Origin of the sequence: Alcanivorax borkumensis SK2, from assembly GCF_000009365.1 — a bacterium.
Classification (GTDB): Bacteria; Pseudomonadota; Gammaproteobacteria; order Pseudomonadales; family Alcanivoracaceae; genus Alcanivorax; species Alcanivorax borkumensis.
The window spans coordinates 294,248-309,005 of the sequence record NC_008260.1 but is presented as its reverse complement, the minus strand read 5'-3'; the positions used below and the strand labels follow the sequence as shown (position 1 = coordinate 309,005).

Annotated in this window: 13 protein-coding genes; 7 read left to right on the top strand and 6 right to left on the bottom strand. The window is 56.6% G+C overall.

The features are described 5' to 3' along the window. Positions 1-122: 122 nt before the first annotated feature. The 4 genes from ABO_RS01435 to nudE form a co-directional block, all read right to left on the bottom strand. Positions 123-1,622, bottom strand: coding sequence for a flavin-containing monooxygenase (locus ABO_RS01435; RefSeq protein WP_011587578.1), 1,500 nt, complete (start codon positions 1,620-1,622; stop codon positions 123-125). A 585-nt stretch (positions 1,623-2,207) separates the two neighbouring features. Next, a complete protein-coding gene (locus tag ABO_RS01430; RefSeq protein WP_011587577.1) occupies positions 2,208-3,095 on the bottom strand; it encodes an alpha/beta hydrolase in 888 nt (295 codons plus the stop codon). 85 nt (positions 3,096-3,180) lie between these two features. After that, positions 3,181-3,996 carry a 3'(2'),5'-bisphosphate nucleotidase CysQ gene (gene cysQ / locus ABO_RS01425; RefSeq protein WP_041704703.1) on the bottom strand — a complete coding sequence of 272 codons (816 nt, stop codon included), beginning with the start codon at positions 3,994-3,996 and terminating at the stop codon, positions 3,181-3,183. Positions 3,997-4,033: 37 nt separating this feature from the next. Continuing rightward, complete coding sequence (gene nudE, locus ABO_RS01420) at positions 4,034-4,579, bottom strand: ADP compounds hydrolase NudE (protein WP_011587575.1); 546 nt, start codon at positions 4,577-4,579, stop codon at positions 4,034-4,036. Positions 4,580-4,635: 56 nt separating this feature from the next. On the opposite strand from nudE, the gene yrfG reads away from it, so the two are divergent. The 6 genes from yrfG to ABO_RS01390 all read left to right on the top strand — a co-directional run bounded on the left by yrfG (position 4,636) and on the right by ABO_RS01390 (position 11,211). Then, positions 4,636-5,289, top strand: coding sequence for a GMP/IMP nucleotidase (gene yrfG, locus ABO_RS01415; protein ID WP_011587574.1), 654 nt, complete (start codon positions 4,636-4,638; stop codon positions 5,287-5,289). 21 nt (positions 5,290-5,310) lie between these two features. Beyond that, complete coding sequence (locus ABO_RS01410) at positions 5,311-5,697, top strand: RNA-binding S4 domain-containing protein (protein ID WP_011587573.1); 387 nt, start codon at positions 5,311-5,313, stop codon at positions 5,695-5,697. 51 nt (positions 5,698-5,748) lie between these two features. Continuing rightward, entirely contained in the window at positions 5,749-6,603 is an 855-nt protein-coding gene (gene hslO, locus ABO_RS01405) for an Hsp33 family molecular chaperone HslO (RefSeq protein ID WP_011587572.1), read from the top strand. Positions 6,604-6,962: 359 nt separating this feature from the next. Continuing rightward, positions 6,963-8,507: a phosphoenolpyruvate carboxykinase gene (locus tag ABO_RS01400; protein WP_011587571.1), complete on the top strand. Its 1,545-nt coding sequence runs from the start codon at positions 6,963-6,965 to the stop codon at positions 8,505-8,507. A gap of 264 nt (positions 8,508-8,771) precedes the next feature. Then, complete coding sequence (locus tag ABO_RS01395) at positions 8,772-10,064, top strand: NAD(P)/FAD-dependent oxidoreductase (RefSeq protein ID WP_011587570.1); 1,293 nt, start codon at positions 8,772-8,774, stop codon at positions 10,062-10,064. Positions 10,065-10,281: 217 nt separating this feature from the next. After that, positions 10,282-11,211: a YihY/virulence factor BrkB family protein gene (locus ABO_RS01390; protein WP_011587569.1), complete on the top strand. Its 930-nt coding sequence runs from the start codon at positions 10,282-10,284 to the stop codon at positions 11,209-11,211. 28 nt (positions 11,212-11,239) lie between these two features. Here the strand turns inward: ABO_RS01390 and ABO_RS01385 are convergent, their stop codons facing one another. Further along, a complete protein-coding gene (locus ABO_RS01385) occupies positions 11,240-12,541 on the bottom strand; it encodes a TrkH family potassium uptake protein (RefSeq protein WP_231483371.1) in 1,302 nt (433 codons plus the stop codon). A gap of 56 nt (positions 12,542-12,597) precedes the next feature. Further along, positions 12,598-13,248 (bottom strand): potassium channel family protein, encoded by a 651-nt coding sequence (locus tag ABO_RS01380; protein WP_011587567.1) that lies wholly within the window; start codon positions 13,246-13,248, stop codon positions 12,598-12,600. Between the two features lie 194 nt (positions 13,249-13,442). On the opposite strand from ABO_RS01380, the gene ABO_RS01375 reads away from it, so the two are divergent. Beyond that, entirely contained in the window at positions 13,443-14,648 is a 1,206-nt protein-coding gene (locus tag ABO_RS01375; protein WP_011587566.1) for a lytic murein transglycosylase, read from the top strand. Positions 14,649-14,758: the final 110 nt, after the last annotated feature.

Here is a 14,758-nt window from a genome sequence, read left to right as displayed (position 1 = left end):
GCACTAAAAAGGCCGCACCCTTTTCAGGATGCGGCCTTTTTAGTGCTGGCCCTAGCTAGGCCCGCTGTCCATGCCTACTAGGGTAACAGCACCGTAAATGGCGCTTTTTTTCAGCTTTCAGCTCAAGCACCCAACAACGACGCCACCAGCCCTTTCTTTTTCACCGGCTGATAGTTATCGAACTCAAGGAACCCGTCATCAATGGCGCCCAAACGCAGCTTGGGCAAATCAACCATATAATTCTGCACCACCTTCCACGGCTCCTTTGAACCCTGGCGCGGCAGCCGATCATTGGCACGCTGAATGTAACCCGATTGCATGCCGAGGAAGTTATCGTCGGTAATGCAATTATCCTTGTCACGGGGAATCACTGTCTGGGCACCGGTTTTTTCCATATGGTTTAGCAAGCGGCAAACATACTCGCAGACCAAGTCGGCTTTCAGAGTCCAAGACGAGTTAGTGTAACCAAACACTAGCGCCATATTCGGCACGTCCCGCAACATCATGCCCTTGTAAACCAGCGATTCGCGTGGCTCCACCGGCTTACCATCAATGGTGCTTTTTACCCCCCCAAGCATCTGAAGGTTCAGCCCCGTCGCAGTAATAATGATATCCGCATCCAACTCCTTGCCAGACTTGAGCAAGATCCCTGTTTCAGTGAAACGTTCGATGTGATCGGTCACAATCTCAGCATCGCCATTGCGCACGGTCTTGAACAAATCGCCGTTGGGCACTGCACACAGACGCTCGTCCCAAGGGTTATAATGGGGCCGGAAATGCGCCATATCCACGTCATCACCTAGCTGTCGTTTGGCCGCAGCCAACAGCGCACGGCGAACCAGCTTGGGGCGCTGTGTGGACAATTTAAACACCATACGCTGAAGACCAATATTACGCGCACGGGTTAACCGGTAAACCATCATCTCCGGCATAAACCGGCGCATGCCCACCGAGATTTGATCCACTTCCGGCACGGTGGCGATATAGGTTGGCGAGCGCTGCAACATGGTGACTTTGGCACCTTCTTTAGCCATTGCAGGCACCAGCGTTACGGCGGTAGCGCCGGAACCAATCACCACCACTTTCTTGCCTTTATAGTCCAAATTCTCCGGCCAGTGCTGAGGATGAATGACTTGGCCTTTAAAGTCTTTCTCACCGGGGAAGTCCGGCTTATAGCCTTCGTCATAGTTATAGTAACCACCGCATGAGAACAGGAAGTTAGCGGTAAAGGTTTCTTGCTCACCGGTTTTCTCGTTGGTGGTTTCCACCGCCCAGTGGTTATCGGCACTGGACCAATTCGCCTTGATCACCTTGCGACCAAAGCGTATATGTTTTTTCACATCGTACTCTTCCGCAGTGTCTTCCACGTACTGGCGAATAGAGTTGCCGTCCGCCAACACCTTAGGTTCGGTCCAAGGGCGAAAGTTGTAGCCTAGTGTGAACATATCGGAATCAGAACGGATACCGGGATACTTGAACAGATCCCAGGTGCCACCGATGCGTTCGCGGCGCTCCAGGATCGCATAGGTGCGATTCGGCGCCTTGCGAGTCAAATGGCAAGCCGCACCAATGCCGGAAAGGCCGGCGCCAACGATCAATACATCAACGTGTTTATTAGACATATACTTTACCTCCAGCCTCTCAGGCTGCCCGATTCTCTCAGCGCAAACATTGACATCGATCAATGGCACGTTTTAATGGCGGACAGAATAGCCGCACTAGAGGGTATGAGAAAAGGCCCAAACGGGCCGTTAATTGGCTTTAGCGCCGAAGGAAAGCGCCGCTAAAGACGGCCATCTCGCTGTAACCGTTATAAACATTGGGCTTGAGTCACCATTCAGCCCGATACCAGGGCCTAGGTTTTAATCGCGCCCGGCGCCTCATTTTAGGTCATTCTGCTTGCAGGCCTAAATCAGGTTGCCCTTAGCCGCGTATTCCGGGCACCCCACCACGCCCAGCACTCACAACCCGGCGCAGCTAATAGCTCACGCTCAAGACCTAAGAGCTTTCAGGCGGCGCCATAGATTAGCTCCAGATTCCCGTTTCCTGTTCAGCACTGATCGGCTTGAGCCGTGAGGGTCCGGCCTCCGCCAACTGGGATCTGCTCGGAGGGTCACCCGCGCGAGCATGTATGCCAATCCGCTGTCACTGGATCAGACAACGGTTCTGCTTTCATTGAGCCGCCCGTTACAACGCCATTTTAACTTTTAGCTTTCAACATCCCGCAAAAACGCCAACTGATCCGCCAGGCTGATCTCCCGGGCCTCGCCTTGGTAGACATCAAAATGTCCCACCGGATAACGTTTCACGCTGGCTCGAGCCATCGCTGCAGCCGCTTTTTCTGCCGCCGATGCCGGCGCCACCGTATCGGTTTCGCAAATAAGGATCAGCGCCGGGCAAGTGACCTTACTGGCCTGGGCCACAGGCCGAAATAGCGGCAGCGCCAGCGCAACCCGCCCGGCCACCTCGTTAGGCACGTGGGCCGGCATCAACGCGGTGTACCCATCATAAGCGTCATCGCTGGACATAGCCGCCAGCTCACCGGGGCGCCCTGCCGAGGGCAACATTTTAGGCCCCAGCCCCAATGCACTGCTGGCCAGGTCCCACAGACCAATACCGGTCATCTTCAACGCCTGCCCCACACCCGCATAACGAATCACCTCCAACACTGACGCCATGCCGTCCATCATCGGACACTGCGCAATAATACCCGCCACCGGCTCCCGGGCCGCCACCACAGTGACCAAACCACCACCAAAGGAGGTACCCCACAAAACGATGCGCTGGTTATCCACTTCAGCTAGCTTGCGCACACAGGCCAGCGCCGCCTGCCAATCAGCCACCTCCCGATAGGGCAACAACACCTGGCGGGGCATTCCTTCGCTTTCACCAAAATGGCGGTAATCGAATAGGAACACGGCATAACCGGCCTGTACAAAAGCGTCGCGAAACGGTGCCAACCCGCATTCCTTGGTAAGCCCAAAACCGTGGCCCATGACCACTGTCAGAAAAGGCCCCTCGCCTTCAGGCAAATACAGATCGCCCCGGCAGGATTGCCCGTCACTAACGAAACGTAATTCACGCATTGCACTCATGGGAAACTCCTTGTTTGGCCTGCTAACACTAATAATGAAAGCGCAGGACACTCTGAACCCCGTGCCGGAGAGGGGCTCACGCCCATCAACCGTTCAAGGCCGGAGCGATAAAGCGCCATTGTTCAATACTTTGCCCCAACACCAGAAAGAACGGATTAAGAATGTCCTCTTTGTTGTACTGCAAGGGCGCAAAGTCGGTGTTCACTACCACCCCCCCGGCGGCGGCAACCACCGCGTGGGCCGCAGCCGTATCCCACTCGCTGGTAGGCGCAAGGCGCGGGTAAATATCCGCACTGCCTTCCGCCACCAGACACAGCTTAAGAGAGGAGCCCATGGAAGCGCGCTCCACTTCCCCGATCTCTTCTCGTATAAAAGCTTCCAGTTTTTCCACAGCCTCACCACCATGGCTACGGCTGGCCACCATCACCACCGGCGTGGTGCGCGCACGGCACTCAATGGCTTGGCGCTCACCGTTATGTTCTTTAAAGGCGCCCACGCCCTTTCCGCCCATATAGGTCACAGCCGTTACCGGCACGTGCACCACCCCCAGCACCGGAGTATCGCCCTCCACCAGCGCAATATTGACGGTGAACTCACCGTTACGCTTAATGAATTCCTTGGTGCCATCCAGCGGATCTACCAGCCAGAAACGCGGCCAGTCCTTACGGTCCGCATAGGCAATACCCCCTGACTCTTCAGAGAAAACCGGAATATCCGGCGTCAGCGCCTGCAATCGAGTTTCAATAATTTTGTGGGCTGCCAAATCTGCCTCGGTAATCGGCGACTTGTCATCCTTAGTTTCCACACCCAGATCATCGCGCTCGTAAACCTCAAGAATCGCCTGTCCCGCGGCACGGGCAATCTCACCAAGCGGACCCAGCAGGGCATTTAAATCCGTCATTTCCATTTTCCTGTGATTAATTCAGAGACGTGTTGAACTATCTTTTCTCCAACAACCGCTTGGTCATCAACAACGCAGCGATCACTCTCGCCTCGGTCACATCATCGCGCTCAATCAAGCGATCCAGTTCCGATAATTTCCAGGTCACCACTTCTAGCTCTTCCGGCTCATCACCGGGAAGCGATTCCTCATAAAGGTCTTCAGCCAACACGACTTTAATGCGGTGCCCCATGTACCCGGGGGACAAGGTCAGCTCCTTCATCAGGCTCATACGCCGCGCGCCGTAACCCGCCTCTTCCTTTAATTCCCGGTTAGCCGCATCGCGCCAATCTTCACCGTGTTCATAGGCACCCTTAGGCAGAGTCAACTCATAGCTTTCCGTACCGGCGCCATATTCACGGATCATCACCACGGTATCGTCATCCAGTAACGGCACCATCATCACCCCCGCGATCGGCGGCGTGCGCAAGCGCTCGTAGGTGCGTTCCTCTCCGTTGGTAAACCGCAGGTGTAACTCTTCAATTCCGAACAGGCGGCTCTTTGCTATCAGCCGGGTGTCGAGAATCTCCGGTTTCTCATCCATAATTACCTCTGAGCCTACTCACCAAGGCAAGACTAACCCGAACACGCAGGAAATTCATGATTGACTGGCAATCCGTGGACACCGTGCTGCTGGATATGGACGGCACACTGCTGGACCTGCAGTTTGATAACTGGTTCTGGCAACAACATGTACCCAACTGCTACGCCCAGCAACGGGGCTTAGAGCAGGTCGAGGCCAACCGCATCATCCACGACTGGATCACCAGCCACCAAGGCACCCTGAACTGGTACTGCCTGGATTTCTGGACCGCCGAGCTGGGGCTGGAAATTGCCCACTTGAAAAGGGCGGCTGGCGACCGCATTTCCGTGCGGCCTGGCGCGGAAACGTTTCTACAGAAGCTTAAGGCATCAGACAAGCAAGTCATCATGGTGACCAATGCTCACCGCGATGCCTTACACCTGAAAATTGCGCGCACCGGCATTGATCAATATTTTGACGAATTGGTCTCCAGCCATGATTACGGTCACCCCAAAGAAGCCCAGTCATTTTGGCAGCACCTGCAACGACACCTCCCTTTCGAGCGAGACCGCGCCCTGCTGGTGGACGACTCCTTGCCGGTCCTGCACAGCGCTCGGAAATACGGTATTGGGCAGCCGGTGAGCATCCTCCACCCGGATTCCAGTCTGCCAAAACGTTCGGATACGGCCCCGTTCCCGGCCATTGATGATTTCCTGACCGTGCTGCCCTAACGGCCAACTCTGGAGAAAGCGATGGAAAGCGTACGTATAGACTCCTGGCTCTGGGCCGCACGGTTCTTCAAGACCCGCACCTTGGCCAAAAACGCCATTGAAGGCGGCAAGATCCATATCGACGGCAACCGGACCAAAGCCAGCAAGGCAGTGCAATCCGGCCAGACAGTGACCATCAGCAAAGGCACTGAGCATTTCGAGGTGGTCGTCCGCGGTCTGAGCAACAAACGTGGCCCGGCAAAGGTGGCCCAGACACTTTATGAGGAAACCACCGAAAGCGTGGCCAAACGGGAAATGAACAGTGAACAGCGCAAACTGGCCCGAGCCGCAGCCGCTGCACCGGACCACAAACCCAGCAAAAAGGAACGTCGGGATATCCAGCGCTTCAAACGAGACAATCTGGAATAACTGCTTTTTCGCGCTGAATTTACCGCAACAGCCCAACCTCAGGACCTCATAATGCAAGACCACAAACAGCGCTTTCTTTTCCCCGACTCCGACATTCGTGGTGAGCTGGTTCAACTGGAAAGTAGCATTAGCCGTATTATAGAAGGGCAAAACTACCCACTGCCGGTGCAGGGGTTGATCGGCGAAGCCGTGGCCGCTGTGGCGTTGCTGGCCAGCACTCTCAAATTTAAGGGCCGGCTCGCCCTGCAAGCCCAAGGCAAGGGGCCGGTGTCTCTGCTACTGGCCGAATGCAGCCATGATGGCGAGCTGCGTGCCCTAGCCCGCCACAGCGACGGTCAAGACTGGAGCCACGGCGACATTCAAACCTTGATCGGTGAAGGCACCATGGTAATCACCATCACCCCCGATCAGGGGCGCCAGTATCAAGGCATCGTACCGCTCAGCGGCGACACTCTTGCCCAATGCCTGCAGGGATACTTCCAACAATCCGAACAACTGCCCACCCGGCTGTGGCTGGCCAGCGGCAACAATCGCGCGGCGGGCCTGCTGCTGCAGCGCCTGCCCAACCAGCTGTCCACCACCGACGGCAACACCCAGATGTGGGAACACTTAGAGGCGCTGGCGAGCACCCTGCAAATGGAAGAGCTACTAAACCTAGATGACCAAACCATCCTGCGCCGGCTGTTTCACGACACCCCACCCCAGTTGCCCGACGCCCAACCTCTGCGCTTTGGCTGCACCTGCTCCCGGGAACGCAACCGAAATGCACTCATTTCCCTTGGCAATCAGGAATTACAGCAATTACTGGAGGAAGACGGGGAAGTCACGCTGACCTGCGACTTCTGTCGCCATCAGGAACATTTTGATGCCGTGGACCTGGCGGAAATGCTCCGAGAAAGCCGATAGGAATACCAAGAATAGCTAACCCGCGATTCCTGGCCTCGACAGCCAGAGGCAAATAGCAGGCGACACCGCATTTGCCTCCCATCTTTTCCTGCGCCCTTTCCCTGCGTCGCGTGCCTTGACGCATTAAAAGGGTGGCCCTGCAGCCGTGACCGCACAGTCCGAAGGGGAATCGCCACTGATTCCCTTTTCTGGCATAATCGCGCGCCTGTGCTGATCAGTGGCGCCACTACTGGTCCCTTATTGGTCTTGTCCGGTCTTTGATCCGGGCACGAGACCGGCACTGTGTATCCGCAATGCGAACTTAAAGGTTGCGCGGCCATACCCGTTGCAACCGCACGGCCACAAGCCCAGGAATAACCATGACAGATCCAATTGTTTATAACGATCTCAGCCCGGCCCAGCTGGTAGAGCTGGCTGTTCAGCGTAACGAAGGCCGCCTGGCCGACAACGGCGCCCTGGTAGTGGAAACCGGTCATCGCACCGGCCGCTCACCGATGGACCGTTACATCGTTGACGAGCCAAGCACCAGCGAACACATCCACTGGGGCGCCATTAACCGTCCCATCGACAGTGATAAATTCGACGCCTTGTGGGACCGTGTGACCGCGGCCGTTGCAGAAAGCGACGCTTTTGTTTCCCACCTGCACGTCGGCGCTGACGCTGATCATTACCTGGCCGTGAAAGTGACCGCGCAAACCGCGTGGCACAACCTGTTCGCCAACACTATGTTCATCCGCCCGGAGAAGTACAACGCCCGCAACAAGGAAGAATGGCAGATCCTGCATGCCTCGCACTTCCAGTGTGACCCGGAGCGTGACGGTACCAACTCCGACGGCTGCGTTATTCTTAACTTCGCCCAGCGCAAAATTCTGATTGCCGGCATGCGCTACGCCGGTGAAATGAAAAAAGCCATGTTCTCCGTGCAGAACTTCCTACTGCCGGAAAAAGACGTGCTGCCCATGCACTGCTCTGCCAACGTCGGCGAAGACGGCGGTGTGGCTCTGTTCTTCGGCCTGTCTGGCACAGGCAAAACCACCCTGTCCGCAGACCCTGCCCGTTATCTGATTGGTGACGACGAGCACGGCTGGGGCAAAGATGTGGTCTTCAACATCGAAGGCGGCTGCTACGCCAAGTGTATTGATTTGAGCCAAAAGAACGAGCCGGTGATCTGGGACGCCATCAAGTTCGGCGCGGTACTGGAGAACGTCATCATCAATGACGAAACCCGCACCGCTGATTACGCCGATGTGTCCCTGACCCAGAATACCCGTGCTGCCTATCCGCTGGAAAACATCGACAAGAAAGTCGAAGAAAACCGCGCGGGCGAACCCAAGCACATCATCTTCCTGACCTGCGACCTGACTGGCGTCCTGCCGCCCGTATCAAAACTGTCCAAAGAAGCCGCAGCCTACCACTTCCTGAGCGGCTACACCGCCCTGGTCGGCTCCACAGAAATGGGGTCCGGCGGCGGCATCAAAAGCACCTTCTCCACGTGCTTCGGCGCCCCCTTCTTCCCACGTCGTGCCGGCGAATACGCCGAGCTGCTGATCAAACGCATGGCAGAATTCGGCTCCCAGGTATACCTGGTGAACACCGGCTGGACCGGCGGCCCTTACGGCGAAGGCGAGCGTTTTAGCATCCCCACGACCCGTGGCGTGGTTAACGCAATCCTGTCCGGCGAACTGGACACCGCCGAAACTGAGCACTTGGACATCATCAACCTGGACGTGCCCAAAGCCGTTACCGGTGTCGACAGCAATCTGCTGCAGCCCAAGAACACCTGGGCTAATCCGGAGAACTACGAAGCACGCGCCCGCGACCTGGCAGAACAGTTCCAGAAGAACTTCGCTGACAAGTACGCAGATGTGTCCGACGAAATTCGCGCGGCCGGCCCCAAGGCCTAAGCCGCGAGCATCCACGAAAAAGCCCGCCACCGGCGGGCTTTTTCGTTGTCGCCCGACGAGCAGACCCGCACGTATGGGAAGACGCAAGGAAAGCCTCCGGTTCAGAAGCGGCCTACCACCCAGCCTGAACTCAGCATCCGTTCTGCCGCGCAAGGCAGAATGACGCCCCACAAGGGCCCGTCTCATTAACCCTGTTCCCGCACCCATGAATATGATTGACTGACGGCCTCTCCCCCAAAGGTCGACAGCCTGACAGGAGCCCCAATGAGCAAACCCAAAATTGTTGTTGTCGGCGGTGGTGCCGGCGGTCTTCCGCTGGCAACCAAACTCGGCGCAAAGCTCGGCAAATATGGCAATGCCGATATCACCCTAGTGGACTCGTCCAGCATCCACGTTTGGAAGCCCCGTTTTCACGAAGTGGCCACTGGCGCCATTGATGCCGATCTGGACGCCGTGGATTACCGCGCCCACGCTCAACTCAACCACTACCGGTTTGAACCCGGCACCATGACTCAGATGGACACCACCGGCCAGACCCTGACCCTGGCACCACTGTACGATGCCCACGGCAGCGAAGTCCTACCGGAACGCCAACTGAGTTACGACTATCTGGTGCTGGCCACCGGCAGCCAGAGCAACGATTTCGGCACCCCCGGCGTTCGTGACAACTGCCTGTTCATGGACAGCCGGGGCCAAGCGGAGCGCTTTCGCGAACGGTTCCTTAACGCTTGCCTGCATGCCAACTATGAAAACAAACCGATTTCTGTAGCGATTGTCGGCGGCGGAGCCACCGGGGTGGAACTGGCCGCAGAACTTCATCATGCCGTGAGCATGCTCAACTTCTACGGCCACGAGCACCTAGATCGAAAACACTTGCAAGTGGATATCATCGAAGCCGCACCGCGCATTCTGCCGGTGCTTAGCGAGCGAGTGTCCGCCACCGCCACCAAACGATTGGAAGGCCTGGGAGTAAAGGTGCGCACTGGCGTCATGATCGCCGAAGCAACCCCCGAAGCCTTGGTGCCTAAAGACGGCGATCCAATCAAGGCAGACCTACTGGTCTGGGCTGCCGGGGTAAAATGTCCAAAATGGCTGAGCCAAATCGACGGCCTCAGCACCAACCGTATTAATCAGGTAGAAGTCGAGCCGACGCTGCAAGCCAAGGGCCAAAAAAATATTTTCGTCATCGGTGATGCGGCATTCTTGATCCCAGAAGGCTCGGAACGCCCGATCCCGCCACGGGCCCAATCCGCCCAGCAAATGGCGCAGCACACTGCCCGCAGCCTGCAACGGCTGCTAATGGACCGCGACCCGAAGCCCTTCGAGTACAAGGACCACGGCTCTCTAGTATCGCTGTCCAATTACAGCTCGGTGGGCATGCTGATGGGCAACCTGAAGGGCGGTAACTTCTTTGTGGAAGGCTGGCTCGCCCGAATGATGTATATCAGTCTGTATCGCATGCACCAAGCCGCGCTTTACGGCTGGCCACGTACCATCATGCTGTTAATTGCCGGGCGCTTTAACAAGCTGGTACGCCCTAGGCTAAAGCTGCATTAAAGGACCCCGCAAGCAATACGCTCACTCCATTACGGAGTCTAAGCGTGATCGCTTCAACAGCCATGTAGTCGCCGTGTCTAAAACAGTGGGACGGCGACTCATGCTTCTCGCAGCATCCATCACCAACCCACTTGGAGGAACCCCATTCCCGCGCTATTGAATCCAAGACTTTCAACGTCTAAGCCTCCCCCGCTACACTAGCACTGCTAGCAACTTCATGGACGATAGTAGCCCGATGAAAGACTCTTTCCTGTATTGGTTCAGTATTCTCAAACGCAGTGTAACCCTGTGGCTGGAGGGTAACGCCGTAAGCTATGCCGGCTCATTGGCTTTCTTTACCCTGTTTTCTCTCGCCCCAGTAATCATTCTGGCGGTAAAAGTCATCTCCTTGGTGATGACCAGCGATGCCGCAATGGCAGAAATTCTCGGTCAATTGGAAGCCACCATTGGCCCGGAAGCGGCCAACGAAGTGCGCAACGCCATCGCCAACACTCAAACGCCCCGCCAAGGTTTGCTCGCCGGCTTGCTCAGCTTACTAGTAATGGTCATTGGTGCCACCACAGTCTTTGCCCAGATGCAGCGCTCCATGAATGCCATCTGGGAGGTAATGCCGCGACCGTCACGCAACACCATTGCGGCCTTGATCAAAAGTCGGCTTTTGTCTCTCACCGTGGTCGTTTCTCTGGGTTTTGTACTGCTGGTTTCGCTCCTTCTGAACGTAGTGGTGCAGGCGATCATCGTCTACGCGGAGGGCTGGCTACCGATTCATAGTAGTGTGGTGGTGATCTTTGAAATGACGGTTTCACTTGTGGTCATCGGTCTGCTGTTTGGCACCATGTTCAGAGTACTGCCCGATGTAGTGCTAAATTGGAAAGCAGTAATGCCAGCGGCCCTGATCACCGCCATTCTGTTTTCTGTGGGCCGCGCGCTAATCGGCTTGTACCTAGCCCATACCGCCACGGCGTCTACTTACGGCGCTGCCGGCTCTCTGGTGGTACTGCTGATGTGGGTATATTTCTCCTCCATGATCCTGCTGTTCGGGGCCGCTTTCACCCGCGCCCATTGCGAGGCACGGAGCATGGAAATCGTAGCGCGAAGCAGCGCTATTCGGGTAAAACGTCAGCAGATTGATCTACCCGCCCAATAAAGCGTCGGAATACATTTGTAGACGCGCGCTAACCAATGTAAACCTCGCCCTCCGGATAACGCACCACCGGTTGGCGGGGGCGCGTCAACAGAAATGACAGGGTCAACGGACCGATCCGCCCCACAAACATCACCAGCATAATCACCCACTGGCCCGCGGAAGACAGCTCATCGGTAATACCCCGTGATAACCCCACTGTGCCAAAGGCAGACACCACTTCGAACACAAGATTCTCGAATCCCAATTGCGCATCGGTGACCGACAACGCCATCAAGGCCGCGAACAATACCCCGCAGCCAATAAAGGTAATCGCCAGGGATTTATATACTAAGGTGGAAGAAATCTGCCGGCCAAAAATCACTGGCAGGGGGCGGCCACGCAAAAAAGCACGGGTAGCCAACAACAAGACCATAAAGGTAGTGACCTTGATCCCGCTACCGGTGGAATTGGTGCCCGCACCGATAAACATCAGCAGCAGATAAAGCAAACTGGTCGGCAATAACAACGCACGCACATCCACCACATTAAACCCGGCAGTACGAGGGGTTACCGCATGAAACCAAGAGGCTGCCAGTTTGTCGCTGAGGCTCATGCCCCCCAGGGTGCCTGGGTTATTCCACTCAGCTAGCATGAAAAACACTAACGTTACCGACAACAGCACCGCTGTACCCACCAACATCAGCTTGCTGTGCAACGATAACCCTCGCCAGCGCCAGCCTTTGCCGAAATCCGCCAGCACCGTAAAGCCCAGCCCCCCGACAATAATCATGGCGGTAATGACCAGCACAATACCCCAGTGGCCGCCCCAGCTGGTGAGGCTATCGGCACTAAGGCCAAAGCCGGCATTATTGAAGGCCGACACCGTATAGAAAAGGCTGTGAAAGGTCCCTTCTCCCCAGCCCAGCGCAGGCACCCAGATGCACATCAGCAACGCCATGCCCACCGCCTGCACCACCACAACCACGACCAGAATCCGGCGGATTAGCCAAGCAATATCACTGACCCGGCTATAATTCATGCAATCACGAATGAGCTGCTGCTCGCCAATACCTAAGCGGTGCCCAATGGCCAGCAAAGTGGCCGCCGCGAAGGTCATAATGCCAATGCCACCCGCCTCGATCAGCAGTAACAACACCCACTTCCCGAACAGAGTGAATTGTCCGCCCACCTCCACCACCGACAGGCCGGTTACCGTCACCGCCGAAGTAGCCGTGAACATCGCCTGCAACCAACTAATCGGGGAATGGGTCGCCATGGGCAACTTAAGCAACAAAGAGCCCAGCACAATCAACAGAAGAAAACTGCCGGCCAGCGCCGCTGGCGGTGACACTAGAGGCTTGTGGGTATGGGAACGGGGCGCCCCGAGCCGGCGAGCGAACCAGGGCCTCATTGCGCTTTAGAAAACCGCAGCAGGTCGTTCAATGTGCCCATCAGCACCAACTGATCCCTCTCTTGCAACAGTAAGTCTTCAAAGGGCGACTGCCAGACCTGGGTCCCTCGCTTGACTAGCGCCAAGCGCAGCTCATCATCGCCCAAAGGCAATTCAGACGCGGCCTTGCCCGCAAATCGCTTATCCACCTTGACCTCAACCACCAACCAGTCATTCCCTAAGGAGATATAGTCGAGCATTTCCGGGTGAACGATAGTCTGGGCAACCCGAATACCCATTTCATGCTCAGGATGAATGATCCGGTTGGCGCCCAGCCGCGACAAGATCCGGTGGTGAGGCTCGCTGATCGCTTTCACCCACACCTGCTCCACCTCCGCACTTTTTAACGCTAAAGTAGTAAGAATGCTGGCCTCCAGGTTCTCACCAATGGCCACCACAACCGCATCAAAAGCCGTCATCTCCAGCTCGGCAATCACCTTGTCATTGGTACCGTCGGCAATCAGAGTCTGTGACAATTTGTCGGCATAACACTCCACCCGTTCCCCATCGATATCCACCCCCATCACATCATGGCCCAAGCGGGTAAGCTCCTGCGCAATGGTCGAACCAAAACTGCCCAAACCGATCACAGCATACTGATGCTTCACAGGCCCTCCTTGCTTGAAGCCGTGGCGAAAACAAAAGTCTGCACCTTTTATTTGCCGCTGTCATTGCGGCGAGAGCGCACCGTCAAGAAACCGTTTTTCCTCTTTTTTCAGTTTTGTTGCCACAACTGAGCAGCAACAGCGTTATGCTTTGTGACGCATTATCCTGACCGATTCCCTATGACGGTGGAGACCTCATGCCCTCGATTCGCGCCACCCTGTTTGCCGGTAGCACTCTGCTCGCCAGCCATGCCAGCTATGCCCTGGATAAGGCCGAGTTTGAACAATGCATGGCCCAATTACGCGCCCAGGCCCATGAGGAAGGCATCCCCGCCCAGGTGATAAGCCGTAGCTTAAATACCGTAAAGCTGAACGAGCGGGTCATTGAACTGGACCGCAGCCAGCCGGAATTCACCAGCAGTTTTTCCGATTATTACACCCGCCGGGTGAGCGAAACGCGCATTGAAACCGGCCGCAAGAAATACCGGGAGCAACAACCCCTACTGCAAGAGCTGGCCCGTGAATACGGTGTTCCCGGCCATTACTTGGTGGCTTTTTGGGGCTTGGAAACCAACTATGGCGGATTCCTTGGCAGCATTCCGGTGCTGGATTCCCTGAGCACCCTGGCCTGCGAAGGCCGGCGTGGAGAGTATTTCTCCGGCGAGCTATTCAATGCCCTGCGTATCATTCAGGCCGGCGACGCTGAAGCCAAGCAAATGGAAGGCTCCTGGGCAGGCGCCATGGGCCAGACCCAATTCATGCCCGCGGTATTCCTACGCTACGCGGTGGACCATGATGGTGACGGAAAACGCAATTTGTGGAAGTCCACCGATGACGCGCTGGCTTCAGCCGCCAATTTTCTGCAAGGACTCGGCTGGGAACGCGAACAACGCTGGGGGCGTGAAGTGCGCCTACCTAAATCCTTCGACTACCAACTCACCGGGTTCAGCCACCAGCGCTCTCTGAGCGACTGGGCTGACATGGGCATCACCATGCCCAATGGCCAACCGTTGCCACAGGCAGACATGCAGGCCGCTGTGATTGTGCCTTCCGGCCATAATGGCCCGGCTTTCCTTGCCTACCAGAATTTCCGCGTGATCATGGGCTGGAACCGCTCAGAGTCTTACGCCATTGCCGTGGGGCGGCTAGCTGACCGCATCGCCGGTGGCGGCGAGCTGGCCCAAGCACCGGTACCTGCCCCACGCCTAACCCGAGAACAAGTTACCCGGGTACAGCACACCCTGAACGAAAAAGGCTTCGATGCGGGTGAAGAAGATGGCCTGATGGGCCCAAGCACCCGCAAGGCCATCGGCCGTTTCCAGCAAGCCAACGGTATGGTCGCCGACGGCTTCCCAGACCAAGAGGTACTAACCCTGCTTAGTGCATTCAGCGAGACTGACTAATCGAGGCTGGCCCAACCATAACGCGTCCGATGCGCTAGGCACCTAGGTAGGTAAGAATAGCTTTGGCCATCGGCCAGCGACTGTATTTCTGGCAGGAGGGTCCCTGAAGG